Genomic DNA, 26,680 nt, shown 5'->3' with positions numbered 1-26,680 from the left:
TGACGCATGTCAGGATAGCGCTCTGCCTTCTTGCTGCGTCATATCTCGTTGAATTAAAACCATTATTGAGCCTTAACGACAATGTTGAAATCTATGCTGGCAGTTATGCTCGGGGGCGCCGCAGGCTGTACGCTGCGTTGGCTAATTTCGTTGCGCTTTAATGCGCTGTTTCCAAATTTACCGCCGGGTACGCTGCTGGTTAATCTGCTGGGCGGCCTGATCATCGGTATTGCCACCGCCTGGTTTATGAAGAATCCGCACCTTTCTCCAGAGTGGAAATTGCTGATTGTCACCGGACTGTGTGGCGGGCTGACCACCTTTTCCACCTTCTCCACAGAAATCATGTTGCTGATGCAAAGCGGCAAATATATCTGGGCAATGGGTCACGTGCTGGTTCATGTTGTTGGCTCGTTGCTAATGACCTTTGCCGGTTTCACCCTGGTTACCCTGCTGGGCTAGATAACCTTCTACAGTTAAACCGGGCGGCGCAATTTACGCGCCGGTTTTCCCGGTGAACAAGGAGGATGAATGACTAACCCTGTATTTCTTAATCTGGTACTGCTGGAAGGCGAACCGCTTACGCTGCTGCACGCCGCGAAGCAGGCTGGTTTCGATGAGGTGGAGATCTGGCAGGAAAATGTGCAGGCGGCAGAAGGCGGTGCAAAGGCCATCCGGGCGCAGGCGCAGCGGCTTAATCTGGGGTTCACCAACTGTCAGGTGTTGCGCGATTTCGCTGGCGCACCGCTGGCACTGCGTGAAGAGAAGCGACAGCAGGCGCAGCAGTTTTTTCAGCTGGCGCAGGCAATAGGTTGCCGCACGGTTCAGGCACCTGCCTGCACACGCGAGGATTGCCAGGCTGAGTTGATTGATGAAGATTTGTGCTGGCTCTCCGCCGAGGCGGCGCGGCATGATTTGCGCATCATGTATGAGCCGATGGCCTGGAGCACGGTGGATAACCAGCTGGGGACGGCCTGGCAACGGCTGAAACGGCTCGATTTGCCCAACGTCGGGCTGGTGGTGGATCTGTTCCATATCGCCGCGCGTGACGATGATGCCAGCGTGCTGGAAGACATTCCGCCGCAGCGGATTTACGAAGTACAGTTGTGCGATATGGCTGAGGCGGTCACGCCAGACGATATGTCGCAGCTGATCGATAGCGCGCGTCATCATCGTCTGCTGCCCGGTGATGGCATTTTGCCGGTAGCGGATTTTGTCGCTGCGCTGCAGCGTAAAGGCTATCGCGGCCCGGTCGGAATTGAGGTGTTTAACGATCGGCTGAAGCAGCAACCGCCGCAGGTTGCTGCTGCGCAGGCGTTTGCCGCCCTGCGCCGGTGCTGGCCTTAACGCCTGTAATGATTAGTGCTCGCTGCCTTTAAAGCAGCGGGCAATAAAATTAACCGCTCGCTGTGCGCCGGAGCCGGAAATGGTATGGCCGACGCCGCTTTCAAACAGGGTTTCTACCGACATGCCCGTTGCCTTCAGGCGCAGCGCGGCAGATTCCGTCTCCTCCCACGGGATCACCGGATCGGCTCTGCCGTGCACCAGCAGTACCGGCGCGTTACGTACCGGCATCAGCGGGTCGGGCGTAGCCAGACGACCGGAAAAAGCCACCACGCCCGCTAACGGCCAGCGCCCGGACGCCAGCGCATCCAGCGCCATAATCGACCCCTGCGAAAAGCCCACCAGCAGTACCTTTTCCGGTTGTGTAATCTGATGCGCGCTCAGCAAACCATGCAGCGTCTTATCAAAGGCGGCGCGGGCTTCTCTTACCCGTTCCCCTCGGTTTTGCGCGGTTACGCCGTCCAGGCTGAACCACTGAAAGCCGGGACCATGATCGAAGCGAAAGGGCGCATCGGGCGCGGCAAAAGCGGTGGCAGGCAGCAGCGGCGCCCAGTGCGGGCCCAGCCCGGCCAGATCGTCACCGTTGCTGCCAACGCCGTGTAGAAAAATCACCAGTTTTTTTGTCATCTTCGCCTCCGCGTGGAAAGTTTTGTCCTGCGCTTTTACATTTCGAAGTTAAACCATTGCGGCTATTTGCACTAAGATCAGTGATTCGTAGGGCAAAAAATGAGCACATTTATGCTATTTCGCCGTTTCGAACGTTATATCAATATCTTTCAGGATGCACCCGGCGAAGCACCGCCGGATAGCGTTGGAGCCTTTTACAGTTATTTTCTGCGTCAGGTTTGGCGCAGCTTTGCCGCGCTGCTGGCGGTCGGCCTGATTGTTGCGCTGATTGAAGTCGCGCTCTACCGTTATTTAAGTCAGCTGATCGATATGGTCAACGCCTCAACGCCTGCCATCTTCTTTCAGGAAAACTGGGGAACGCTGCTGTGGATGGCGGCGGTAGCGATGATTTTGCGTCCGCTGTTTATCGGTTTGCACGATCTGCTCATCCATCAAAGCATTGGCCCCAGCCTGGGCAGCCTGATCCTGTGGCAGAACCACAGCTACGTGCTGCGTCAAAGCCTGAAATTCTTCCAGAACGATTTTTCCGGGCGAATCGCCCAGCGCATTATGCAGACCGGTAATGCGCTGCGTGATTCGGCAGTCCAGACCGTTGACGCTATGTGGCACGTTTCTATTTACGCCATCACCTCGCTGGTGCTGTTTGCCGAAGCGGACTGGCGGCTGATGCTGCCGCTGATCGCCTGGATTTTCGCTTATGCCAGCACGCTGCGCTATTTTGTGCCGCGTATCAAAGCGCGATCGGTGATCTCTTCTGAGGCGCGTTCAAAGCTGATGGGTTGCATTGTTGATGGCTATACCAACATCACCACGTTAAAGCTGTTTGCTCATACCGATCTGGAGCAGCGCTACGCGCAGGAGGCGATAGGCGAGCAAACGCAGAAAACGCAGCAGGCCAGCCGGATGCTGACCAGCATGGATATAACGCTCTCTACGCTGAATGGCTTACTGATCGGTTCCACCTGCGGGCTGGCGCTGTGGCTGTGGAGCGAGTCGCTGATCACCGTCGGCGCGATTGCGCTGGTAACCGGGCTGGTGATCCGTATTGTGAATATGTCCGGCTGGATTATGTGGGTGGTCAACGGCATTTTTGACAATATCGGTACGGTTCAGGATGGCCTGACCACCATTGCGCAGCCGCTAAGCGTCACCGACGAGCCGGATGCTAAACCGCTACGCGTAACGCAGGGCGGGATCCGTTTTGAAAATGTCCATTTTGACTATGGCGGCGGTCGGCGGGTAATCAATAACCTCAACCTGGATATTCAGCCCGGCGAAAAGATCGGGCTGATTGGACCATCGGGCGCGGGAAAATCGACGCTGGTTAATCTGCTGCTGCGGCTGTATGACCTGGAAGGCGGCAGCATCAGCATTGATGGTCAAAATATTACAAAAGTCACCCAAACCAGCCTGCGGGCACAGATTGGCATGATCACCCAGGATACCTCGCTGCTGCATCGATCCATTCGCGATAACCTGCTGTATGGTCGTCCGGACGCTACCGAAGAGGAGCTGTGGACGGCGATCCGTCGGGCGCGCGCCGATGAATTCATTCCGCTGCTTTCCGACAACCAAGGGCGTACCGGGCTGGATGCGCATCTGGGCGAGCGCGGCGTGAAGCTTTCCGGTGGTCAGCGCCAGCGTATCGCTATCGCGCGCGTGCTGTTAAAAGATGCGCCAATTTTGATCATGGATGAGGCCACTTCCGCGCTCGATTCAGAGGTAGAGGCGGCGATTCAGGAGAGTCTGGATACCCTGATGGAGGGCAAGACGGTGATCGCCATTGCCCACCGTCTCTCGACAATCGCCAGACTCGATCGGCTGGTGGTGCTGCAACAGGGCAAAATTATCGAGATGGGTAATCACCAGCAGTTGCTGGCGCATAACGGGCTGTATGCCCGTTTGTGGCGTCATCAAACCGGCAACTTTGTCGGCGATCATTAAGCCTGTCCACGGCGGTAGGGCAGCGCATCACGCGCTTCCTCCGCCCAGGCCAGTACGCCCGCCTGCTCCTGCTGTAAAAAATCGCCAACCGCTGCGCGTAATCCCTCATGGCGTAGCCAGTGCCATGAGCGGGTAAGCGTAGGTTCAAAACCGCGCACCAGTTTATGTTCTCCCTGTGCGCCCGCATCGAAATGGCGCAGGCCGTGGGCAATGGCATAATCCATTCCCTGCCAGAAGCAGGTCTCGAAATGCAGGCGGTCAAATTCCGCCAGGCAGCCCCAGTAACGGCCATACAGGGTATCGTCGCCGATCAGGCTAAACGCCATCGCCACCGGCTGCGTCCCGCGTTGGGCAAAAACCACCTGGATCGCGCCGGGCATACGCTCCGCCAGCAGGCTGAAAAAGTCACGCGTCAGATAAGGCTGCTGTCCGCGTACTGCGTAGGTATTGGCATAACAGGTATAAACAAAATCCCATTGGGCTTCGCTTAGCTCACCGCCGCTGAGCCAGTGAAAGCTAATGCCATTAGCGGCAACCTGTTCACGCTCTTTACGGATCTGCTTACGCTTGCGCGACATCAAGGTATCGAGAAAATCCTGAAAATCGCGATAGCCGGGATTATGCCAGTGATACTGGCAGCCAAGGCGCGACAGCCAGCCGGGTTGCGCAGTCAACAGCACATCACTGCGTGGATCGGTAAAGTTAATGTGGGCGCCAGAGAACCCCTGGCGGGCAAGCGCCTCAGGCAAGGCTTCCAGCAGCGCCGTCAGCGATGTGGCATCGCCCAGCAGACGCGGCCCGCTGACCGGACTAAACGGAATAGCGCCCAGCCATTTCGGATAATAGGGAATGTTGGCGCGATAACAGGCGTCTGCCCAACTGTGATCAAACACATATTCACCCCAGGAATGACTTTTCTGATAGCCTGGTAGCGCCGCACGCAGCTGTCCCTGTTCCAGGGCGACCCAGTGTGCGGGTTGCCAACCGCTTTCTGCGCCAACGCTGCCGCTCTCTTCCAGCGAACACAAAAAAGCGTAACGTAAAAACGGATTGTTATCAGGCAGTAGCGCATCCCAGTCGGCGGCAGAAACGGCGGCGAGCGAAGTGAGAAAGGAGAACGACATCAACAGGCTCCGACAGATGGCGGGCGAACCATAAACCGGTTGCCCGAGAGTGAAACTTCACCTTAGCATATTTGGCTTAATCACTGTCTTCACGCATATTCAGCGCCAGCGCGCTGGCGGGATCGAACAGCGACAGGCTTTCGATCTGGTCAAGCAGGATAACCTTACGAAAATCGAGCGCCGACTGCGGCTCTGAGGTCAGGTCAATATCGTGTTTGGCATACCAGGCGCTGTAGTTGTGCTCCACCACCAAATCAAGCGTTTTACTGTCACGGTAGCCACTCAGCATCGGGATCACTACCACGTTGTTGGCATCAGAACTGTCGAAGGAAGAGGACATGATCATGCCGATATAGATACGGTGGGAGGTCAGCGTGATCCACGCCAGTTCGCCTCCTTCCATACACTGATAAAGCAGATGTTCCACGCCATTGGTACGGGTAAGCGAATTATAGAGTTCGCGACGGCCACGTCCATCAAGCCGCGCGCTGCCCGCCCAGTTAGAGCGATAGAGACAAAACAGCACGGCAAAGGTCAGCATAATCACCACCGGCGCCTGAATGCCAAGAAAGCTCCAGTTCATAAATTCGATATGGTAATGATGATGCCCGCTGCCGAAATATTGCGGCAGTTTATTCATCACCGCAGAGGTGACCAGCAACAGCAGCCAGATAATCGCGGTGGCAATCACGCCCTGGATAACAAAAATACAGCCATAAAGTGCGACCAGGAAATAGACGTCCCAGCCAAACGTACGTTTAAATTTGAAGCGCGTAGAGAGATCGCGACTGCTGTACCAGTAGCCACAAACCATCAGCACCATAAATATTGCCGTTCCCATGTTATGCCCTCTTTAATGCTTCGACGTGGCGGGCAAAATCTTTCTGCACCTCCTTGCTGTGAATATTGACCATCGCGCTGCCATTTTCATCGATAACAATACGATCACCATCGTCAATCGAATCCTGGACATCATCCTGGGACATGACCTGCAGTAGTTTTTCCGGACTGGTGAACAATGAACGCATCAGCTTTAACATCTCTTTCCTCCTTTTTGTCCATAAGTGTAGGAAGGGATAGCGGCTTTGGGGCGGGATCTGTCTGAATCAGACAGCGAAACGGCAAAAAAACGGGCGCAACGCGGCGCCCGCTAACAGAGATCAGAAATCAACGCTGGCCTTGAGCACAATTTCACGGGGGTCGCCTACCGCCACGCGCAGGTTATTGCCGCTGGAAGGGTACCAGGTGGTATCGAACAGGTTTTTCACGTTGACCTGCCATTTCACCCGATAACTATCCACTGGCGTACTCCATGCAACAAAGGCATCGGCGACGATGTAATCATCCAGATAAAAACTGTTGGCGGCATCACCGGCACGACGTCCTGTGTAACGTGCGCCAATCCCGGCACGCAGGTCGTCTGCCGGCAGCAGTCCGGTGGAACCGAAATCGTTGGTGAGAAACAGTGCGGCGGTATTGCGCGCGACGTTAGCGAGTTCGTTGCCGTTATTATCCGGATCGGACGTGACGCGCGCGTCGGTCCAGGCATAGCTGCCGACCAGGCTCAGGCTGTTGGTCAACTTGCCCGCGACATCCAGCTCCACACCCTGTGAACGCACCTTACCTGCCGTGCGGGTAACGGTTTCGCCATCCACCAGTTCGCTGACCATTACGTTGCGCTTGTGAATATCGAACAATGCCAGCGTACCGGTTACCCGACCCGCAAGATCGATCTTCGCGCCCACTTCATACGCTTTGCCCAGCTCCGGCGGCAGCGCGCCGATTTGAGTGGAGATAGAGGTATTCGGCTTAAAGGATTCGGTATAGCTGGCATACAGGCTCGACCAGCTATTGATGTTGTAAACCACCCCGGCGCGCGGCACCAGACGGCTATCGGAAGCGTCGGTATTGGTGACAAACGGGCGGCCTTTGCCCGACATCACGTCGAAGCTGTCATAGCGCAGCCCGCCCAGCAGCAGCCAGTGCTCATTCAGGCGCATCGCATCCTGCATAAACCAGCCGCGGCTATCGACGTTTTCCCGCTGGTCGCTGTCTTTAGCGCTGACTGTTGTTGAGGCAGGCAGAACGCCATAAACCGGATCGTAAACATTAAACGAGCTATCTTTTGTGCCGCGGATCATATCGCCACGGAAGGTGCGATCCGCTTCGTAATCAAAGCCGAACATCAACTGATGATTGACCTGGCCCCAGTCAACGTCGCCGTTAAACGTCAGTTGCACCATCTGCGAACGACTTTCTGCGGCGGCAGTGGCGTCCGCCTGACGCGTCAGAATGCCGGTTTCTGCATCAAAGGCGGTGGCGCGCGCCTGGTTATCGCTGTAGCGGTTGCGGCTAAAGCTATAGGTTAACTGTGAACGCCAGCGATCGTTCAGCGTCTGGTCAAGCTGGAAACTGAGCGTGTCCTGATCGCCACGCGTGGCGTTGTAGCCTTCATCGAATCGGCGCTCACGCGGGGTATCCACCGGCTTGCCGGTGCGGGAGTCAATTACCGTGCCGCGATCGAACGGCGTCAGATACTCCATATGCTCCCAGGAGACGCGTACGGTGGTATTTTCGCCGTACCACATCAGCGAGGGCGCAATCACCGTTTGACGGTTGCGGCCAAAGTTGCGCCAGTAGTCGGTTTCACTATGATCGATAATCATGCGTCCGGCAAAGCCTGTGGTGCCAAGCGGGCCGGTGACATCCAGCTGACCGCCGCCGCCGCCAAAGCTGCTGCTGCGTCCTTCCAGATGCACCTGCGGCGTCAGCTGCGGCTTTTTACTGATGACATTAATCAGGCCGCCCGGCTCGTTCATGCCGTACAGCATAGAGGAGGGCCCTTTTAGCACCTCTACGCGCTCGCTGGTGGGCGTAAAGTTGCGTGCCTGAACCGAACGCACGCCATCGCGCAGAATGGAGCCGTCACGGTTATCGCCAAAGCCGCGTTTAATAATGGCATCCTGCGTGCCGCCCAGCGTGTTGGACTGAGTAATACCACTGACATAGCTCAGCGCCTCATCTACATCCTGCGCATCGCGATCGTCGAGAAACTGCTGCGGCACCACCGTCACATTCTGCGGCGTATCAATGATTTTCATTGGCGAGCGCGTGGCAGTCACACTGCTGTGTGGCTGATAGTCCGTGTCATCAGCGGTTTCCTGCGTGACAACCAACGTATTTTCCTCGGCCTGCAACGCTGGCGGCAGCAGCAGGCTGGCCAGCAGGCACGGGGCGATTTTATTCATTTGATAATTGACTCCAGAAGGTCCCTGAAAAATCCAGCGGTAAAAACTGCTGGTAAAGTTGTTGCATGGTTTGCTGCGGATCGACATCGGCAAACAGCTGCGGATAGAGCATTTTAGCGATCCATTCGGTAGCAACGACGTGATATGGGCTGAGATAGAAGTTGTGCCACAGTGCACCCGCACGTCCGTTGCGCACCGCCGCCAGCTGTCCGATCAGCGGCTGGGCAGCCATTACCTGTTGGAAGCTTTGTCTGGCCTGCTGCGCATTAACCTGCGGCCCCAGCGCAACGGTTTTGGCATCGCTGTCGGCGCGGGCCATTCCGGTGGCGATATAGACTTGCGGCTGGGCGGCAAGCACCTGCTCTGGATTTAGCTCACCGAATACCCCTTTTACCGTACCGGCCGCGATATTTTCACCGCCTGCAAAGCTCACCAGCTGGCCGAGGTTACCCTTAACCGCTGTGGTGCAGCAGGTATCGCGGCGTCCCAGATGCAGATGCAACATTACCGTGGTGCGTGGGCCTTGTCGGTTCGCCAGGCGCTGCTGAATGCGTTGCATATGGGATTGATAAAACGCACTAAACGCCTGCGCGCGCTGCGGCTGGTTCAGCACGTCGCCCAGAATTTTGATACTGGGAAGCGTGTTATGCAGCAAGTCGACACGTAAATCCACGGTAATAACCGGCACGCCCGCCTGCTGCATAACCTGGCGAAAACGCGCCTCTTCGCCGCCGGTTTTCGCCAGCCGTGGCAGGATCACCAGATCGGGATGCAGTTGTAAAACCCGTTCAGCGTTCAGTTCGCGAACGCTGCCTGTTCCCAACTGAGGGATCTGCGCCATTTGGGGAAAGCGTTGCAGATACTGCTGCCAGCTTTGCGCATCATATTTTGCCAGATCGCCAGGCCAGCCCGCGATATGTGCCGCCGGATAGCCGGGTTGCAGCAGGGCGAGCGTATAGAGCATCCGGCTTTCCCCCAGAAAAATGCGCTGAGGCCGATCGGGAACGGTAACGGTTGTGCCAGTAATATCAATGATTTGCCGCGCAAGAAGAGAGTGGCTGAGCAGTAACAGCAGAAAAAGAAGTTTGCGCATGGGTCAGGCTAGAGAGATGGAAAACCAAATGATAATAAAAATCAGTTACTATCTCAACAACTGCCGCTGCGGTGGTCTGTGTATTGCCTGTCAGCCAGTCTTAACCACAAGGCGTAAGCCGGAAAGAATAACGCCGGGAAGATCGTTTGCCGAATCCGCCGAAGCGGGCCGCTGCTTTATAGCTGAGCAATAGAGATTGATGTTTTTACAATCAGCCCTCCCTCCATTTTTATACTTTTTTTACACCCCGGCCCGGTAATTTAACGCCAATTTTATACGCACTTTTTTATCCTTGCGGCTAACTGAAATGCGCCGTGGAGGTGGCTGTGAGTACAGAAATTGTGGCTGGTATTGTGCTGCTGTTTTTACTGCTGGGGTATCTGGTTTATGCCCTGGTGAATGCGGAGGCGTTTTAATGATAGCTTCCGCATTTTTACTGTTAGCCAGCTATCTGGCAATTTTGATGCTGCTGGCAAATCCGCTGGGCAAGGTGATAGCGGGTATGGTGCGTGACAGGCCGGTGCTGCCAGCGCTGGAAAACAGAATAGGGTGGCTTTGCGGTATCGGTAAAAAAGGCATGGGCTGGCTGCATTATCTGCTAGCGATATTGCTGTTTAACGCCGCAGGGCTGGTATTGCTGTTGGTTATTTTGCTGACCCAGCAGGCGCTGCCGCTTAATCCGCAGCAGTTGCCCAATCTGAGCTGGCACCTGGCGTTGAACACTGCCGTGAGTTTTGTCACTAATACCAACTGGCAATCCTATGGCGGTGAAACCACTATGAGCATCCTTAGCCAGATGGTCGGCCTGACGGTACAAAACTTCCTGTCAGCGGCTACCGGTATTGCCGTGGCGTTTGCTCTGATACGTGGTTTCACCAGTAAATCCCTGACTACGCTGGGCAATGCCTGGCGTGATTTGACACGCATTACGCTGTTTGTACTGCTGCCGTTGAGCCTGATTATCGCGCTGCTGCTGGTGAGCCAGGGCGTGGTGCAAACATGGAACGCCAGCGTGGACTTACAAACCCTGGAAGGCGCAAAACAGACGCTGGCGCTTGGGCCAGTCGCCTCACAGGAAGCGATTAAAATGCTCGGCACCAACGGCGGCGGCTTCTTTAACGTTAACTCGGCTCATCCGTTTGAAAACCCCACCGCGATCAGCAACCTGATTGAAATGCTGGCGATCTTTCTGATCCCGGCCGCGCTCTGCTTCACCTTTGGCGAAGTGGCAGGCGATCGCCGACAGGGTCATGCGCTGCTCTGGAGCATGAGCCTGATGTTTATCACAGCGGTTGCGGTGGTGATGTGGGCTGAGCTGCGCGGCAATCCGCACTTTCTGACGCTGGGCGCAGACAGCGCCATCAATATGGAAGGCAAAGAGACACGCTTCGGCATTCTTAATTCCAGCCTGTTTGCAGTGATCACCACCGCCGCCTCATGCGGCGCAGTAAACGCCATGCATGACTCCTTTACCGCGCTGGGCGGCATGATCCCGATGTGGCTGATGCAACTGGGCGAAGTGGTGTTCGGCGGCGTCGGCGCAGGGCTGTACGGCATGCTGTTGTTCGTGGTGTTGGCGGTGTTTATCGCTGGCCTGATGATAGGCCGCACCCCGGAGTACCTCGGTAAAAAGATCGACGTCCGTGAAATGAAACTGACCGCGCTGGCAATTCTGGTCACGCCGACGCTGGTGCTGCTCGGCACCGCGCTGGCGATGATGAGCGAAGCTGGACGCGCAGGCATGGCGAACCCCGGCACCCACGGCTTTAGCGAAGTGTTGTACGCCGTCTCGTCGGCGGCCAACAACAACGGCAGCGCCTTTGCCGGCCTCAGCGCCAACACCCCGTTCTGGAACCTGTTGCTGGCGTTCTGCATGCTGGTGGGCCGCTTCGGCATCATCATTCCGGTGATGGCGATTGCCGGTTCGCTGGCGGCGAAAAAGATCCAGCCGGTCAGCAGCGGCACACTGCCAACCCACGGCCCGTTGTTTGTCTGCCTGCTGACGGGCACCGTGCTGCTGGTGGGGGCGCTGACCTTTATTCCTGCGCTGGCGTTAGGGCCGGTGGCAGAGCATTTACATCCTGTTTTGCGTTAACGGGCGGAGAAGCTGATGAGTCGTCAACAACAGGCGCTGTTTGATGCGGCGCTAATGCGCGTCGCTATCGTCGACGCGTGCAAAAAACTGCATCCGCGCGTGCAGTTTCGTAATCCGGTGATGTTTCTGGTTTATCTTGGCAGCCTGCTGACCACCCTGCTGGCGGCGGCGATGGCGGCAAGGCTGCTGGCCGGTGAGGCAAGCTTTACCGGCGCGATTGCGCTGTGGCTGTGGTTTACCGTGCTGTTCGCTAACTTTGCCGAAGCGCTGGCGGAAGGGCGTAGTAAGGCACAGGCCAGCAGCCTTAAAGGCGTAAAAAAAACCAGCTTTGCCAAAAAGCTCAGGACGCCACGCCACGATGAACCCTGGCGGCAGGTCGCGGCAGAAACCCTGCGCAAGGGTGATTGGGTGCTGGTGGAGGCGGGCGATATCCTGCCGTGCGACGGCGAAGTGGTGGAGGGCGGCGCCTCGGTGGATGAGAGCGCGATCACCGGCGAGTCCGCTCCGGTAATTCGCGAGTCGGGCGGCGATTTCGCTTCGGTCACCGGCGGCACGCGTATTCTTTCTGACTGGCTGGTGATCCAGTGCAGCGTGAATCCAGGAGAAACGTTTCTTGATCGCATGATTGCGATGGTGGAAGGGGCGAAACGGCGGAAAACGCCAAATGAAATTGCCTTAAGCATTCTGCTGATCTCGCTGACCATTGTGTTCTTGCTGGCAACCGTCACGCTGTGGCCGTTCTCTGCGTGGGGCGGTCATGCCGTCAGCGTTACGGTGCTGGTGGCGCTGTTGGTATGCCTGATCCCGACCACCATCGGCGGCCTGCTCTCCGCGATTGGCGTGGCGGGCATGAGCCGCATGCTGGGCGCTAACGTGATTGCCACCAGCGGGCGTGCGGTAGAGGCGGCAGGCGATGTGGATGTGCTGCTGCTGGATAAAACCGGCACCATTACGTTGGGTAATCGTCAGGCGACGCATTTTATGCCTGCGCCGGGCGTCAGCGAACAGCAACTGGCGGATGCAGCGCAGCTGGCTTCGCTGGCGGATGAAACGCCGGAAGGGCGCAGCATTGTGGTGCTGGCGAAGCAGAAATTTAATCTGCGCGAGCGCGATCTGCAAAACATGGACGCCACTTTTATTCCGTTCTCGGCGCAAACGCGCATGAGCGGCGTTAACGTGCAGGGACGTAGCATTCGCAAGGGCGCAGTGGATGCGGTGCGCAAACATATCGCCGCCAATCATGGTCTCTTCCCGTCGCAGGTCGAGGCGCTGGTTGAAGAGGTCGCCCGTACCGGCGGCACACCGCTGGTGGTAGCGGACAACGAGCGGGTCATGGGCGTGGTGGCGCTGAAGGATATCGTTAAAGGCGGTATCCGCGAGCGCTTTGCCGAACTGCGCAAAATGGGCATTAAAACCGTGATGATCACCGGAGATAACCCGCTGACGGCGGCGGCGATTGCCGCAGAAGCGGGCGTGGATGATTTCCTGTCGGAAGCGACGCCGGAAGCCAAGCTGGCGCTGATTCGTCAGTATCAGGCGGAAGGGCGTCTGGTAGCGATGACCGGCGACGGCACCAATGATGCGCCAGCGCTGGCGCAGGCGGACGTGGCGGTGGCAATGAACTCTGGCACTCAGGCGGCAAAAGAGGCGGGCAATATGGTCGATCTCGACTCTAACCCTACCAAGCTGCTGGAGGTAGTGCATATCGGCAAGCAGATGCTGATGACGCGCGGTTCGCTGACCACGTTTAGTATTGCCAATGACGTAGCAAAATATTTCGCCATCATTCCGGCCGCTTTCGCCGCAACTTATCCGCAGCTCAACCAGCTTAATGTGATGCATCTTCACTCACCCAACTCCGCCATTCTGTCGGCGGTGATTTTCAATGCGCTGGTGATTGTGTTTCTGATCCCGCTGGCGCTGAGGGGCGTTAGCTATCGACCACTAAGCGCGGCGGCGTTATTGCGTCGCAACCTGTGGCTGTATGGCGTGGGCGGTCTGCTGGTGCCTTTCGCCGGGATTAAGCTGATTGATATGGCGCTCACCCTGCTGGGCTGGGCCTGAGGAGAAAAATATGTCTATTTTACGTCCCGCTCTGACGCTGTTCGTTCTGCTGGCGCTGTTAACGGGGGGCATTTACCCGCTGGTCGTCACACAGCTGGCGCAGCGGCTGTTTCCGCTGCAGGCCAACGGCTCGCTGCTGTCGGCAGAAGAGCGCGTGCGCGGCTCGGCGCTGATTGGCCAGGCCTTTACCCGCCCCGACTATTTTTGGGGACGGCCATCGGCCACGGCGGAAACGCCCTATAACGGCGCGGCTTCGTCGGGCAGTAACCTGGCGGCAAATAACCCAGCGCTGGACCAGGCGGTTCGCGAACGGGTGGCGATGCTGCGCGCCGCAAATCCACAGGCCAGCCGGTCAGTGCCTGTTGATTTAGTCACCGCTTCCGCCAGCGGGCTGGATCCGCACATTTCACCAGCGGCGGCCAGATGGCAGGCGACGCGCGTGGCGACAGCGCGTCAGCTGCCGCTCAGCACCGTGCAGCGGCTGATTGATGACAATACCGAACGCCCGTTGCTGAAATTCTCTGGCGAATCCGGGGTGAATGTGGTGAAACTAAATATGGCTCTGGATGCGCTGGCTCCCGCACGCTAGCCGATCCTGGCTTTCTTTACCGCTCCGGCACAGGCTGGCGGTAATTAACCTTCTCTTTTTATCTTTTCAGGGATGCTGATGAACGGTGAGTTAGCCCGCCCCGATCCTGACGCGCTGTTGTTACACGGCAGCCATCGCGGCAAGCTCAAAATTTACTTTGGCGCCTGCGCAGGCGTTGGCAAAACCTTTGCCATGCTGCAGGAGGCGCGACGGCTGCGTGCTCAGGGGCTGGATGTGCTGGTCGGGATTGTGGAAACCCACGGTCGTGAGGAAACCGCACGTCTGCTGGCAGGGCTGACGTTACTGCCGCGTCGGGCAACCGGACGTTCGCGCTATGAGGAGTTCGATCTGGATGCGGCGCTGGCGCGGCGTCCGGCGGTGATTCTGATGGATGAGCTGGCGCACAGCAACGTGGCAGGCTCGCGCCATCCGAAGCGCTGGCAGGACATTGATGAACTGCTGGAGGCGGGCATTGATGTCATGACCACGGTAAACGTTCAGCATCTGGAAAGCCTGAACGATGTGGTCGGCGGCATCACCGGCATCCAGGTCCGCGAGACGGTGCCCGATCCCTTTTTTGATAAGGCGGATGAGGTGGTGCTGGTGGATCTGCCGCCGGACGATCTGCGCCAGCGCCTGAAAGAGGGCAAGGTTTACGTTGGCGATCGGGCGGAACGGGCGATTGAGAACTTTTTCCGCAAAGGAAACCTGTTTGCCCTGCGCGAACTGGCGCTGCGGCGCACTGCCGATCGGGTTGACGATCAGATGCGCGCCTGGCGTGATGTGCAGGGGCGGGAAAAGGTGTGGCACACCCGTGATGCCATTCTGCTCTGCATCGGCGATCATACCGGTAGCGAGAAGCTGGTGCGTACCGCTGCCCGGCTGGCGTCGCGTCTGGGCAGCGTCTGGCATGCGGTCTATGTCGAAACGCCCCGACTTTACCGGCTTCCTGAAGCGCGGCGGCGCGCTATTCTACGCACGCTGCGGCTGGCGCAGGAGCTGGGCGCAGAAACCGCCACGCTGGCGGAAAGCGACGAAGCGCAGGCAGTGCTGCGTTACGCACGAGCGCACAATCTTGGCAAAATCGTTATTGGCCGACGGCCCATGCGGCGCTGGCGACGCGATAGCTTTGCCGACCGTTTGGGGCAGTCAGGACCGGAGCTGGATCTGGTGGTGGTGGCGCTGGAAGAGGCGGCGCGCGACGCGCCTGAGGCACGCAACGATACACGCACGTTTAGTGAAAAGTGGGTCACCCAACTGCGCGGTACCCTGGCGGCGCTGCTGCTGTGCGCGCTGATCACCCTGGTCGGACAATACTGGCTGACCGGTTTTGATACCGCCAACGGGGTAATGATCTATCTGCTGGGCGTGGTGATTATCGCCTTACGCTATGGACGCTGGCCGTCGGTAGCGGCGACGGTGATGAATATTCTCGCCTTCGATCTCTTTTTTGTTGCGCCTACCGGGACGGTGGCGGTTTCCGATTTACAGTATCTGGTCACCTTTGCGGTGATGCTGGCGGTGGGCGTGATTGTCGGCAACCTCACGGCCGGGGTGCGCTACCAGGCACGCGTGGCACGCTATCGTGAACAGCGGGCGCGCTATCTGTACGAAATGGCTCGCTCGCTCAGTAGTGCGTTGCGCTATGAGGATATCGCCGCAGCGGGGCAGCGTAGTCTGCTGGCTACCCTGCAGGCGCGCAGCGCGCTGCTGTTGCCGGATGAGAACGGCGAGTTGAAGATTGTCGGCGACAGCAGCCTGACGCTGCCGCCCGACGGGGCGATTGCCCGCTGGAGCTTCAGCAAAGGGCAGCCTGCTGGCGCAGGAACCGACACGCTGCCCGCCATGCCCTGGCAAATGCTGGCGCTGAAAACGCATGAAAAAAGCTGGGGGCTGCTGGTGATTGAGCCGGAGAATCTGCGTCAGCTAATGATCCCGGAACAGCAGCGGCTACTGGAAACCTACTGCGTGCTGCTGGCCAATGCGCTGGAACGTGTCGCTCTGGCGCGCAGCGAAGCGGCTTCGCGGCTGGCGGCCGAGCGGGAACAGCTGAGAAACGCGCTGCTGTCGGCGCTGTCGCACGATCTGCGCACGCCGCTTACCGTGCTGTTTGGCCAGGCGGAGATGCTGATGCTTGATCTTGCCGGAGAAAATTCCAGATTTGCGCCGCAGGCCAGTCAGATCCGTGAACAGACCCTCAGCACTATCCGGCTGGTCAGCAATATGCTGGATATGGCGCGCATTCAGTCGGGCGGGCTGAATCTGCAACAGGAGTGGCTGTCGCTGGAAGAGATCGTCGGCAGCGCCCTGACCCAGCTCTCAAGCCTGTTGCCGCACGATAACGTGCAGCTGGCGCTGCCGGATCGGCTGGTATGGCTGCATGGCGACAGCACGCTGCTGGAGCGGGTATTTATCAATCTGCTGGAAAACAGCGTGAAATATGCCGGGCCGCAAACGCCGCGTGGTATTCGCGCCGCCGAGCAGAGCGGACGGCTGGAAATTGAGGTGTGGGATAGCGGGCCGGGCATTCCCGCCGGGCTGGAGGAGAAGATTTTCGATAAATTCACGCGTGGCGATAAGGAGTCCGCCGTACCGGGAGTTGGGCTGGGTCTGGCCATCTGTAAAGCAATTATTGAAATGCATCAGGGAGAAATCAGCGCCCGGGCACGCGCGCAGGGTGGCGTGAGTTTTTTGATCAACCTGCCGCAGACCATTCCGCCCCCGCTGCCGGAAAGTGAACATGAAGCGCTGCAATAACGTCATAAAGCCCTGGAGATATCCTTATAAATCCCGCCGGGGGCTTACATGAGTCAGTGACTGAAGCAGGTAAACAAAGCCAACGTTATATGCAACGTGAAGGATGTCGGGTATATACTGAGCATCTTGTTAATCAATTGACTGGACTGTATGGAACGTTTCACCGAAAACCTGATGTACGCATCGCGCTGGCTGCTGGCACCCGTTTATATTGGTTTATCGCTGGGGCTGCTGGCGCTGACAATTAAGTTTTTTCAGGAAATTATCCATCTGCTGCCCAATATTCTGGATATTGCAGAGAACGATCTGATTCTGCTGCTGCTGTCGCTGGTGGATATGACGCTGGTCGGCGGATTACTGGTGATGGTGATGCTTTCCGGTTATGAAAACTTTGTGTCTAAGCTCGATATTGACGAGCATAAAGAGAAACTGAGCTGGCTGGGGAAAATGGATTCCGGTTCGCTGAAAAACAAAGTGGCGGCATCCATCGTGGCGATCTCTTCCATTCACCTACTGCGGGTATTTATGGAGGCGCGACATGTCGCTAACGATAAGCTCATGTGGTACGTCATTATTCATCTGACCTTTGTTTTTTCAGCTTTTCTTATGGGCTGGCTCGATTACATCACGCGTCAGGATAAGAAAGGCCACTGATTAGCCGCACCTTTGTCGCCGCTGTTGATCGCTGTACCGAAGCCATGCCGCCCGGCATGGCTTTTTCTTGATCGCCCCTGCACATGAAATAGCGCACCAACGCATCCGACCTTGTTGTTACTCACCGTAAAGCATTTCCCCGCGTCAACCAACGATATATGCCAGGCTTAATCTACTCATTAGTCACTATCACAGGAGTAATATGGATTTCCTTGCCTGGACCGCTACCAGCGGCGGGTTGCTCTTAATTATGTCTCTGGCATCGGGCTGGATCCACCGGGGGCCGGTGACCTCTTTCGGCCTGTTTCTGCTGATCGGCATTCTGTTTGGTCCCTGGGTACTCAACTTTGTCTCGCTCGATCTGTTAAGCCATCCTGAGCTAACCGCGCATATCACTGAAATCACCATGGCCGCCTCGCTGTTTATTACCGGTTTGAAGCTGCGTCTGCCGCAGCGGCTCGCCAACTGGCGTGATGGATTGCTTCTGGCGTTTCCCGCCATGTTATTGACGGTACTGGGAATGATGGTGGTCATTCATCTGATTGCTGGCTTCTCCTGGCCGCTGTCGCTGGCGTTTGCGGCTATTGTCGCGCCAACGGATCCAGTGCTGGCCAGCCTGATCTCCGTTAACCACGCGGGTGATGAGGATGAGTTGCGTGTCGCGCTCTCCAGCGAGGCGGGATTAAACGACGGCTCGGCGCTGCCGCTGCTGATGCTGGCGCTGCTGCTGTTTCATAACACCGAGCCGCTTTCAGCCGGTTTCTTTGGTCACTGGCTGGCCAAAGATGTGCTGTGGGCGATTGGGATGGGCACGCTGATTGGCTACAGCTTTGGTCGCATCGTTGGCATTGTGGCGACCCGGCTGCGAACCGTGAACAGCGATACCGCACCGAACGATTTTCTGACGCTGGCGCTGATCGCCATTACCTATGCGGCGGCGCAGTATGTTGAAGCCTCCGGCTTCCTGGCGGCCTTTGCGGCGGGCGTAGGGTTACGCCGCGCTGAGATCCACGTCATGCGAACTTTCCCGCCTGAGCAGCAACCGGAAAACGAACGTATCCCACCCGCCGAACTGCTGGTGAATCCCAACCAGCGTCATGTGCAGCAGCAGGATTATACGCCGGCGCATACGGTAGGGCTGGTCGTGGGGGATGCGCTATCGTTTGGCGACACGGTCGAACGCTTGCTGGCGGCGCTGATGGTGGTGGTGCTGGGCGTTACGCTGGCGCTGCACTGGAACAGTACCGGCCTGCTGCTGGCGGCTATTCTGTTTCTGTTTATCCGCCCGCTGGCGGTATGGATCGCCACTATCGGCACCGGAATACCTGTTGGACGGCGCATACTGATTGGCTGGCTGGGTATTCGCGGCATCGGCAGTATTAACTATATCGCTTACGCCTGGGTGCATGGCATGTCCGGCCCGCAGGCCGACGCGATGGTTGATATGGCCTTAACGCTGGTTGCCGCCAGCGTAGTGATCCATGGTGTTACGGTCACGCCGCTGCTTAATCGTCGGCAGGCCTGGCAGCAGGCGCGTCGCAAAGCGGAAGAGCAGAAACAGCAGGAAGAGCAGACGCGGCGAGAGTAAAAAACCACCGGATCAGGTTAAATAAGGCTGACGGCGATCACATTTTTTGCGCTAAACCCCGGTTCGCGACGCTGTTCGGCGTCGGTCTTTAAGGGTACATCCCGACGTTTACTTACGCTCTGTTTTTATAACGGAGCGGGTTGCCCGTTGCCTTGTCTTCTGTGGGCTTGACGTTGGAAATTAACGGAATTAAAGCCTGATAAGCCGTTGGCGTTTTCTTCTGGCAGCCGGTGCCAGCGTGTTTTCAATCAAGACCGACTGGCTAGAGTCGCAACGGCAGTGTTACCGGCATCGTCGTCGACCGCTGGTAACAGAAATGATTTAAAGGGCCCGGCGCAACAGGGCCCGGCGCAACAGGCGCGCCGGACCAGAGGGTTATGAGCGAGTAAAATCGATTACCATGCGGCCACGGATTTTACCTTCCTCCATCTCATGCAGGATCTCGTTGATTTCCTCAATAGCGCGGCGCTGCACTTTCGGCACCACCTTGCCTTCGGCAGCAAACTGAAAGGCCTCGGCCAGATCTTCGCGGGTGCCCACCAGCGAGCCAACAACCTCAATACCATCCAGCACCAGACGCGGTATATTCAGGCTCATCGATTCCGGCGGCAGGCCAACGGCGACAATGCGGCCACCGGCACGCATGGCATCTACCGCTGAGTTAAAGGCGGATTTCGCCACGGCGGTCACCACTGCCGCATGTGCGCCACCCACGCGTTCCTGAATCACTTTCGCCGCATCTTCAGTACGTGAGTTAATTACCATGTCCGCGCCCATCTCACTGGCGAAGGCGAGCTGTTCGTCATTGATATCCACCGCGATCACTTTGGCATTGAAGACATTTTTCGCGTACTGCAGCGCCAGGTTACCCAGGCCACCCAGGCCGTAAATCACAATCCATTTGCCCGGACGGATACCGGAAACTTTCACCGCTTTATAGGTGGTGACGCCTGCACAGGTCACGCTGCTGGCTGCGGCAGGATCGAGGCCATCTGGCACCTTAACCGCGTAATCGGCCACCACAATGCACTCTTCCGCCATGCCGCCATCGACGCTATAGCCCGCATTTTTAACTTCGCGGCACAGCGTCTCATTACCGCTGTTGCAATATTCACAGTGACCGCAGCCCTGATAAAACCAGGCAACGCTGGCGCGGTCGCCGGGTTTGAGCGAGGTTACGCCCGGCCCGACCTCTTCTACGATCCCAATCCCTTCATGGCCCAGCGTGATGCCAGTGGTATCGCCGAAATCTCCATTCTTTACATGCAAATCGGTATGGCAAACGCCACAGCATTCCATTTTCAGACGAGCTTCGCCATGTTCCAGCGCGCGCAGCGTTTTCTCTACTACGGCTACGCGATGATCTTTAGTTACAACGGCTGCTTTCATGCTGAATACTCCATTAATGAGAGAACATAAATCCTTCTTGCTGTCGCCCTATGCTACCTGGTAAGAGTTATACGGAACAATGCGTTTGAGCAGGATGTGACAACGATCACTGGTGTACTACGCTTTAAAGACCCTTCCAGCGTAGCGCGGAACTGGTGTCGTAACGATGTTAAAACCGTTTATGCGAGCCTGTACCGCTATCCAGAAAAGGAAAACATCGCCTGTGAAAAACATGACTTATCACTCTCCCGCCAGGCAAAAAGGTTATGCCGGGCTGGGCGACTACGCCGCGATTGGCGAAGGACGTTCCGTTGCATTGATTGCGCCTGACGGAGCGATCGACTGGTGGTGCGCGCCGAATATGGATTCGCCGCCGCTGTTCGATCGCATTCTGGACGCCGGGACGGGCGGCTATTTCCAGGTGGCGCCGAAGGGAGAATGGCAAATGCAGCGCAGCTATCGCGAAAACAGCAATGTGCTGGAGACGCGCTACCAGACAAAAACGGGCGAAGTGCTGATAACGGAATCACTGAACAGTACGCTGGCGGGACGGCTGCCGTGGAATGAGCTGGCGCGTCGCGTGGAAGGCATCAGCGGAAACGTTGAGATGCAGATAATTTTTCAGCCCGGCACGCGCGCGGAGACCTGTTCGCCCTGGCAAAAGCGCATCAACGGTCATCCGGTTTATCACGTTGGCGAACTGATGGCGATGCTGCGCCTGACGGATGATGTACAGATTAATGAATGCGGCGATGAGCGCTTTACTGCCACCTTTACCGCCTCACCTGATTCCCGCACGCTGGTGGCGTTAGTCACCACCGAACGCGAACCGCTGGCGATCCCGGCACCGGAGAAAATCGACGAACGGATTGAGACCAGCCACATCGCCTGGCGCGACTGGGCGGACGGCCTGAGCTGGGATGGCCCTTACGATAATCATGTGCGTCGCTCGGCGCTGGCGCTGAAATTTCTCTGGTATTCGCCAACCGGTGCGCTGGCCGCTGCCGCCACCAGCTCGCTGCCGGAAAAGCTCGGCAACGACAAAAATTACGATTATCGCTACGCCTGGATCCGTGATGCCTGTCTGATCATCAAGGCGTTTGTCTATCTTGGCTCGCTGGAAGATTGTAAAGCGGCCTTTTCCTGGCTATCGGCCACCATACGGCGACATGATGGCGGCCTGCGCGCCTGCTATACGCTGGAAGGCGGGCAGGTGCCGGAAGAACGCATTCCGCCGCTGGAGGGCTATCAGGGAACGCAGCCGGTGCGGGTAGGCAATAACGCGCGCGATCAGGTTCAACTGAGTATGTATGGCGATATGCTGGCGACCGCGCGGCTGTTTATCCAGGCGGGGCACGTGCTGGATCTCTCTACCTCACGCTTGCTGGGCAAACTGGCGAATCACTGCGCCGACGGCTGGCGGCAAAAGGATTCCGGTATCTGGGAGCTGCCGGAAGAGCAGCACTATACGCATTCCAAAATGGCCTGCTGGCTGGCGCTCGATCAGGCGGTAGAGCTGGCGCGGGATGATCATATTGAGCCGACCTGGCTGCAACGCTGGGAACGTGAACGGGATCGCATTCGCGACTGGATCGAAACGCACTGCTGGTCGGAAAAGCGTCAGGCTTACACTTTCTATGCCGGGAGCGAGCGGCTGGATGCCGCCGTTGCGCTGACCCATTATTACGGCAGTAAAGTCAATCCGCAGCGAATGTTATCGACCCTGACGCAGATACGCGAGGAGCTGGGTCACGGCGGCGTGATGCTTTATCGCTATTCGGATGTGGAAAAAGAGGAAGCCACTTTCGTCGCCTGCGCCTTCTGGCTGGTAGAGGCGCTGGCGGAGCTGGGTCAACGGCAAGAGGCGCGGCGCACTATGGATGAGATCCTTGAGCAGCTGTGTCAACGCGGCAATATTGAGATTTTCAATGAGATGTTCGATACGCACACTAAAAGCTGGCTGGGCAATATGCCGCAGGGGCTGAGTCATCTGTCGCTGGTGTGTGCCGCAAAGGCGCTTGCGGAGGATAAGTCGGGAGAACGCGTGTAAGTAAAAGCGCATAACCGCCTGGTTGCAGGCGGTTTATCAATAATAACGGCTCCCCTCTTATGTGAGCCGTTAAGATGCTTAGCGCATGGTGACAAACTCTTCCGCTGCGGTGGGGTGAATCGCAACGGTGTTATCAAAGTCTTTCTTGGTGGCGCCCATTTTCAACGCTACTGCGAAGCCCTGCAGCATTTCATCCATGCCGAAGCCAATACCGTGAATACCCACGATTTTTTCTTCCGGGCCGACGCAAACTAGCTTCATACGGCACGGCTGGCGATGCTGCGTAACGGCGGTGTACATCGCGGTAAAGGATGACTTATAGACTTTTACCGCCTCGTCGCCATACTGCTCGCGTGCCTGCGGCTCGCTCAGGCCAACGGTGCCGATCGGCGGATGGCTGAATACCACGGTTGGGATATTGCTGTAATCCAGATGTTCATCAGGCTTGTTGTTAAACAGACGCTCGGAGAGACGACGGCCTGCAGCCACCGCAACCGGGGTCAGCTCAACCGCGCCGGTGTTATCGCCAACGGCATAAATGCCGGAGACGCTGGTGTTCTGGAATTTATCAACCTGGATATAGCCTTTTTCATTCAGCGCGACGCCGGTCACGGCCAGGTTCAGATTATCGGTCGCCGGTTCACGGCCAATGGCCCAAATCAGGCAATCAACGGTGTGTTCCTGGCCGTTTTCCAGCTGCAGCGTCAGGCTGCCGTCGCTGTTTTTCACTACCGCTTTTGGCACCGACTGGGTGTGCAGCGTGGGACCTTCGGCATTCATCACTTCAACCAGCGTTTCGCTGAGTAGCGGATCGAATTGACGCAGCGGCGCATCTTTACGCACGAACAGGTGGGTTTCTGAGCCCAGCGCATTTAGCACGCCCGCGATCTCAACCGCGATATAGCCCGCACCCACCACAGCGGTGCGCTTCGGCATCTCATCCAGCTCAAAAAAGCCGTCAGAGTTAATGCCATATTCCGCGCCCGGGATCGTCGGCTGAACCGGACGTCCACCGGTGGCGATCAGGATATGGTCGGCGGTGATTTTCTCACCATTCACTTCTACCGTATGGGCATCAACAAAACGGGCGAAACCTTTAATCACGTCTACGTTGTTTTTGCCCAGCACCGTTTCGTATGAGGTATGAATGCGGTCGATATAGGCCGTACGGTTTTTTACCACCGTCTGCCAGCTAAAGTTATTCACGGTGGTATCGAAACCGTAATCAGGGCCGTAGTTATGGATCGCTTCAGCAATCTGAGCCGCATGCCACATCACTTTTTTCGGTACGCAGCCTACGTTGACGCAGGTACCACCCAGCTCTTTGGCTTCGATCAGGGCGCATTTCTGCCCATACATTGCCGCACGGTTAATGGATGCAATCCCGCCGCTGCCGCCGCCAATAGCAAGATAATCATAATGTCGGGTCATTGAGCGAACTCCAAAGTAAGAAAAGAAAACTGGCGTCAGTGTACCGTTACTCGGTGATTTCCCGCAAAGTTTGCGCCTATGATTGCAACAGGAGCCGTCTTTTTGTGCAGCCAGGCGCTTTTAGCCGGCGTTATCCGCTGAGCGTGTTGATAGCCGTGTTTTTTTACCCTTTAACACAGACCACCTGACGCAGGGTGTGCACGATTTCCACCAGCGAAGACTGCGCTGCCATCACCGCATCGATATCCTTGTAGGCCATGGGAATTTCATCAATCACATCGCTGTCTTTGCGGCACTCTACATGGGCGGTGGCACGCTGCTGGTCGGCCACGGTAAAGCGTTTTTTAGCGGCGGTGCGGCTCATGGTGCGCCCAGCGCCATGGCTGCATGAGCAAAAGCTCTCTTCATTGCCCAGCCCGCGCACGATAAAGCTTTTCGCGCCCATCGAGCCGGGAATAATCCCCATCTCGCCGCGTTGGGCCGATACCGCGCCTTTGCGGGTCACCAGCACCTGTTCGCCAAAATGCTTTTCGCGCTGCACATAGTTATGGTGGCAGTTAACCGCTTCCGCCGTGGCGCTGAAGGGTTTGGTGATTTCCCGTGACAGCGCCGCCAGCACCTGCTGCATCATTATCTCGCGGTTATGACGCGCGTAGTCCTGTGCCCAGCCGACCGCCTCGATATAATCGTCGAAATGCGGGTTGCCTTCAGCAAACCAGGCGAGATCGCGATCCGGCAGGTTAGCGATATGCTGACGCATATCCTGCTGCGCCAGTTGAATAAACAGGGTGCCGATGGCGTTGCCTACGCCACGTGAGCCGCTGTGCAGCATGACCCACACGCGGTCCGCTTCGTCCAGACAGAGTTCAATAAAATGGTTGCCGGTGCCGAGCGTGCCAAGATGGGCGTAATTATTGGTTTTCAGCAGCGCCGGATACTTATCGGTAATGCGCCTGAATCCCTTCTGTAAAGTGGCCCAGTGTTGATCCACAATATCCGGCGCGCGTTTCCAGGCGCCTTTATCGTTGCCGGAGCGGTTGCTGGTGCGGCCATGTGGAACCGCGCGCTCAATGGCGCTGCGGATGCCGTAGAGATTTTCGGGCAGGTCACCAGCGGCCAGCGAAGTACACACCGCGATCATGCCGCAGCCGATGTCAACGCCGACCGCCGCCGGAATAATGGCACCACGCGTTGGAATAACGCTGCCGATAGTGGAACCTTTGCCTAAATGGACATCGGGCATCACTGCCAGATGTTTGAAGATGAAAGGCATTTTTGCCGTATTCAGCAGCTGATTACGCGCCTCCGGCTCTACCGGTACGCCATTGGTCCACATTTTTACCGGCGCGCTGTTGGGCGCTGATAACACCTGATATTGCGATTTCATTGTGCGTTTCCTTCTGGCTGCTGTTTCAGGCGTACGGAAGCGATGTGCTGGCGGCCTTAAACAGGGTTACATTTCTGGTTAACAGCAGGCTTGCGAATAAAGATTTATAAATAAGCATAAAGGATGCACAGAATAACGATCGGCGGGAAACGGTGTTGACGATCTGCCAGCAATCCGCCAGCCTGTGAGAAGCGGGACGTAAGCTGTTTGCTGTTTCGCGCCAGCAAAAGAAGCAGCCGAACGATGCCGATCGGCTATGTAAATACCAGGCCCGCTTCGGGCTGAGCTGGGAAGCCATTCAACATCAACAAGGTTAATCCTATGCAACTGACTTTTCTTGGCACCGGTGCCGGAACGCCAAGCCTGCAGCGTAACGTTACCGCTATCGCCCTGACCTTATCGCGTCGGGGCGACTACTGGCTATTTGACTGCGGCGAAGCGACGCAGCATCAGTTTATGCGCAGCGCGCTTAAGCCAGGCAAGCTGGATAAAATTTTTATTACCCACCTGCATGGCGACCATATTTTCGGTCTGCCCGGGCTGCTGACCAGCCGCTCCATGGGCGGCATCAGCGAGCCGCTGACGCTGTACGGCCCGGCGGGCCTGAAAACCTTCGTGGAGACCACGCTTAGCCTGAGCGGATCCTTTGTTACCTATCCGCTTGAGATCGTTGAGATCGAGGCGGGAGAGGTATTTGATAATGGCAAATTCAAAGTCACCGCTTATCCGTTAAATCATGTTCTGCCCTGTTTTGGCTATCGTATTGAAGAGCATGATAAACCGGGCTTTCTCGATGCTCAGCGGCTTAAGGCGGACAATGTGCCGCGCGGCCCCTGGTTTCAGCAGCTGAAACAGGGTGAGATCGTTACGCTTGAAGACGGGCGGGTAATTAACGGACGTGATTACCTGGGCCCCGCCACGCCGGGAAAAAAGCTGGCGATATTCGGCGATACCGCGCCGGTGGAAACCGCGCTGGCGCTGGCGGCTGAAGTGGACGTGATGGTGCACGAAGCCACGCTGGAGGCGGCGATGGAGGAAAAAGCCAATGGTCGGGGACACTCCACTACCGTGCAGGCAGCAACCGTGGCCAGAGACGCAGGCGCAAAGCGCTTTATCGCCACTCACTTTAGCTCACGCTATCGTTTTGAGGATATGCCCCGGCTACTGGCGGAGTGCCAGGCAATATTCCCCGCCACCGAGCTGGCGCGCGATTTTGCGGTATTTAATCTGTAGCGAAAGCGCTTTGTCCATCTGACGCGCGCGCCAGATGGACAGGCCGATGGTAAAAGGCGAAACGCG

21 protein-coding genes and 1 pseudogene are annotated in these 26,680 nt (G+C 57.1%); 13 read left to right on the top strand and 9 right to left on the bottom strand.

Annotated features, from left to right (window positions below; all coding sequences use genetic code 11):
* Positions 1–81: 81 nt before the first annotated feature.
* The gene (crcB, locus tag ACQE3Y_RS07945; RefSeq protein WP_426973938.1) at positions 82–459 is read left to right on the top strand and encodes a fluoride efflux transporter CrcB; all 378 of its coding nucleotides are present in this window, start codon (positions 82–84) and stop codon (positions 457–459) included.
* A gap of 69 nt (positions 460–528) precedes the next feature.
* The gene (locus tag ACQE3Y_RS07940) at positions 529–1,344 is read left to right on the top strand and encodes a sugar phosphate isomerase/epimerase family protein (RefSeq protein ID WP_426981345.1); all 816 of its coding nucleotides are present in this window, start codon (positions 529–531) and stop codon (positions 1,342–1,344) included.
* Positions 1,345–1,356: 12 nt separating this feature from the next.
* Here ACQE3Y_RS07940 and ACQE3Y_RS07935 read toward each other — a convergent pair whose 3' ends face one another.
* The gene (locus tag ACQE3Y_RS07935) at positions 1,357–1,968 is read right to left on the bottom strand and encodes an alpha/beta hydrolase (protein ID WP_426981343.1); all 612 of its coding nucleotides are present in this window, start codon (positions 1,966–1,968) and stop codon (positions 1,357–1,359) included.
* Positions 1,969–2,079: 111 nt separating this feature from the next.
* Here ACQE3Y_RS07935 and ACQE3Y_RS07930 point away from each other — a divergent pair, with 111 nt between their 5' ends.
* Positions 2,080–3,912 (top strand): ABC transporter ATP-binding protein, encoded by a 1,833-nt coding sequence (locus ACQE3Y_RS07930; protein ID WP_426981341.1) that lies wholly within the window; start codon positions 2,080–2,082, stop codon positions 3,910–3,912.
* On the opposite strand, the gene ACQE3Y_RS07925 is transcribed toward ACQE3Y_RS07930, so the two are convergent.
* From ACQE3Y_RS07925 to ACQE3Y_RS07905, 5 genes are all read right to left on the bottom strand, one after another.
* Positions 3,909–5,036, bottom strand: coding sequence for a GNAT family N-acetyltransferase (locus ACQE3Y_RS07925; RefSeq protein WP_426981339.1), 1,128 nt, complete (start codon positions 5,034–5,036; stop codon positions 3,909–3,911). The two genes, ACQE3Y_RS07930 and ACQE3Y_RS07925, sit on opposite strands and share 4 nt — an antisense overlap.
* Before the next feature lie 76 nt (positions 5,037–5,112).
* Complete coding sequence (locus tag ACQE3Y_RS07920; protein ID WP_250651422.1) at positions 5,113–5,877, bottom strand: hypothetical protein; 765 nt, start codon at positions 5,875–5,877, stop codon at positions 5,113–5,115.
* Position 5,878: 1 nt separating this feature from the next.
* The gene (locus tag ACQE3Y_RS07915; RefSeq protein WP_426973943.1) at positions 5,879–6,076 is read right to left on the bottom strand and encodes a hypothetical protein; all 198 of its coding nucleotides are present in this window, start codon (positions 6,074–6,076) and stop codon (positions 5,879–5,881) included.
* A 120-nt stretch (positions 6,077–6,196) separates the two neighbouring features.
* A complete protein-coding gene (locus ACQE3Y_RS07910; protein ID WP_426981337.1) occupies positions 6,197–8,284 on the bottom strand; it encodes a TonB-dependent siderophore receptor in 2,088 nt (695 codons plus the stop codon).
* Positions 8,277–9,377: an ABC transporter substrate-binding protein gene (locus ACQE3Y_RS07905; RefSeq protein WP_426981335.1), complete on the bottom strand. Its 1,101-nt coding sequence runs from the start codon at positions 9,375–9,377 to the stop codon at positions 8,277–8,279. The genes ACQE3Y_RS07910 and ACQE3Y_RS07905 overlap by 8 nt, the downstream gene beginning before the upstream one ends.
* Positions 9,378–9,703: 326 nt before the next feature.
* Between ACQE3Y_RS07905 and kdpF the strand changes: the two genes are divergently transcribed.
* The 7 genes from kdpF (at position 9,704) to ACQE3Y_RS07870 (ending at position 19,124) form a co-directional block, all read left to right on the top strand.
* Positions 9,704–9,793, top strand: coding sequence for a K(+)-transporting ATPase subunit F (gene kdpF / locus ACQE3Y_RS07900; protein ID WP_426973946.1), 90 nt, complete (start codon positions 9,704–9,706; stop codon positions 9,791–9,793).
* Positions 9,793–11,472: a potassium-transporting ATPase subunit KdpA gene (gene kdpA / locus ACQE3Y_RS07895; protein ID WP_426981333.1), complete on the top strand. Its 1,680-nt coding sequence runs from the start codon at positions 9,793–9,795 to the stop codon at positions 11,470–11,472. Before kdpF ends, kdpA begins: the two co-directional genes overlap by 1 nt.
* 15 nt (positions 11,473–11,487) lie before the next feature.
* Positions 11,488–13,536: a potassium-transporting ATPase subunit KdpB gene (gene kdpB, locus ACQE3Y_RS07890; RefSeq protein WP_426981331.1), complete on the top strand. Its 2,049-nt coding sequence runs from the start codon at positions 11,488–11,490 to the stop codon at positions 13,534–13,536.
* A gap of 10 nt (positions 13,537–13,546) precedes the next feature.
* Entirely contained in the window at positions 13,547–14,125 is a 579-nt protein-coding gene (gene kdpC, locus ACQE3Y_RS07885; protein WP_426973949.1) for a potassium-transporting ATPase subunit KdpC, read from the top strand.
* 78 nt (positions 14,126–14,203) lie between these two features.
* Positions 14,204–16,882, top strand: coding sequence for a two-component system sensor histidine kinase KdpD (kdpD, locus tag ACQE3Y_RS07880; RefSeq protein WP_426981329.1), 2,679 nt, complete (start codon positions 14,204–14,206; stop codon positions 16,880–16,882).
* A gap of 150 nt (positions 16,883–17,032) precedes the next feature.
* Positions 17,033–17,536, top strand: a complete 504-nt coding sequence (locus ACQE3Y_RS07875; RefSeq protein WP_426973951.1) for a TIGR00645 family protein — start codon at positions 17,033–17,035, stop codon at positions 17,534–17,536.
* 202 nt (positions 17,537–17,738) lie between these two features.
* On the top strand, positions 17,739–19,124 hold the full coding sequence (locus ACQE3Y_RS07870) for a cation:proton antiporter (RefSeq protein ID WP_426981327.1): 1,386 nt from the start codon (positions 17,739–17,741) through the stop codon (positions 19,122–19,124).
* Positions 19,125–19,499: 375 nt separating this feature from the next.
* Here ACQE3Y_RS07870 and adhP read toward each other — a convergent pair whose 3' ends face one another.
* On the bottom strand, positions 19,500–20,513 hold the full coding sequence (gene adhP, locus ACQE3Y_RS07865) for an alcohol dehydrogenase AdhP (protein WP_426973953.1): 1,014 nt from the start codon (positions 20,511–20,513) through the stop codon (positions 19,500–19,502).
* A gap of 223 nt (positions 20,514–20,736) precedes the next feature.
* Between adhP and ACQE3Y_RS07860 the strand changes: the two genes are divergently transcribed.
* Complete coding sequence (locus ACQE3Y_RS07860; protein WP_426973954.1) at positions 20,737–22,563, top strand: glycoside hydrolase family 15 protein; 1,827 nt, start codon at positions 20,737–20,739, stop codon at positions 22,561–22,563.
* A 78-nt stretch (positions 22,564–22,641) separates the two neighbouring features.
* On the opposite strand, the gene gorA is transcribed toward ACQE3Y_RS07860, so the two are convergent.
* Positions 22,642–23,994 carry a glutathione-disulfide reductase gene (gorA, locus tag ACQE3Y_RS07855; RefSeq protein ID WP_426981325.1) on the bottom strand — a complete coding sequence of 451 codons (1,353 nt, stop codon included), beginning with the start codon at positions 23,992–23,994 and terminating at the stop codon, positions 22,642–22,644.
* A gap of 163 nt (positions 23,995–24,157) precedes the next feature.
* The gene (locus ACQE3Y_RS07850) at positions 24,158–25,381 is read right to left on the bottom strand and encodes an RtcB family protein (protein WP_426981323.1); all 1,224 of its coding nucleotides are present in this window, start codon (positions 25,379–25,381) and stop codon (positions 24,158–24,160) included.
* 146 nt (positions 25,382–25,527) lie between these two features.
* On the opposite strand from ACQE3Y_RS07850, the pseudogene ACQE3Y_RS07845 reads away from it, so the two are divergent.
* Together ACQE3Y_RS07845 and rnz are read left to right on the top strand one after the other, a co-directional pair.
* Positions 25,528–25,698 (top strand): annotated as a pseudogene (locus ACQE3Y_RS07845) (sigma 54-dependent transcriptional regulator); the annotation flags it as partial.
* Between the two features lie 4 nt (positions 25,699–25,702).
* Positions 25,703–26,614 (top strand): ribonuclease Z, encoded by a 912-nt coding sequence (rnz, locus tag ACQE3Y_RS07840; RefSeq protein WP_426981321.1) that lies wholly within the window; start codon positions 25,703–25,705, stop codon positions 26,612–26,614.
* Positions 26,615–26,680: the final 66 nt, after the last annotated feature.

This window comes from Pantoea sp. FN0305 (assembly GCF_050113845.1).
In the GTDB taxonomy this organism is placed as follows: Bacteria; Pseudomonadota; Gammaproteobacteria; order Enterobacterales; family Enterobacteriaceae; genus Mixta; species Mixta alhagi.
Note: the sequence above shows the minus strand (reverse complement) of the source record. Positions and strands in the feature narration are given on the sequence as shown.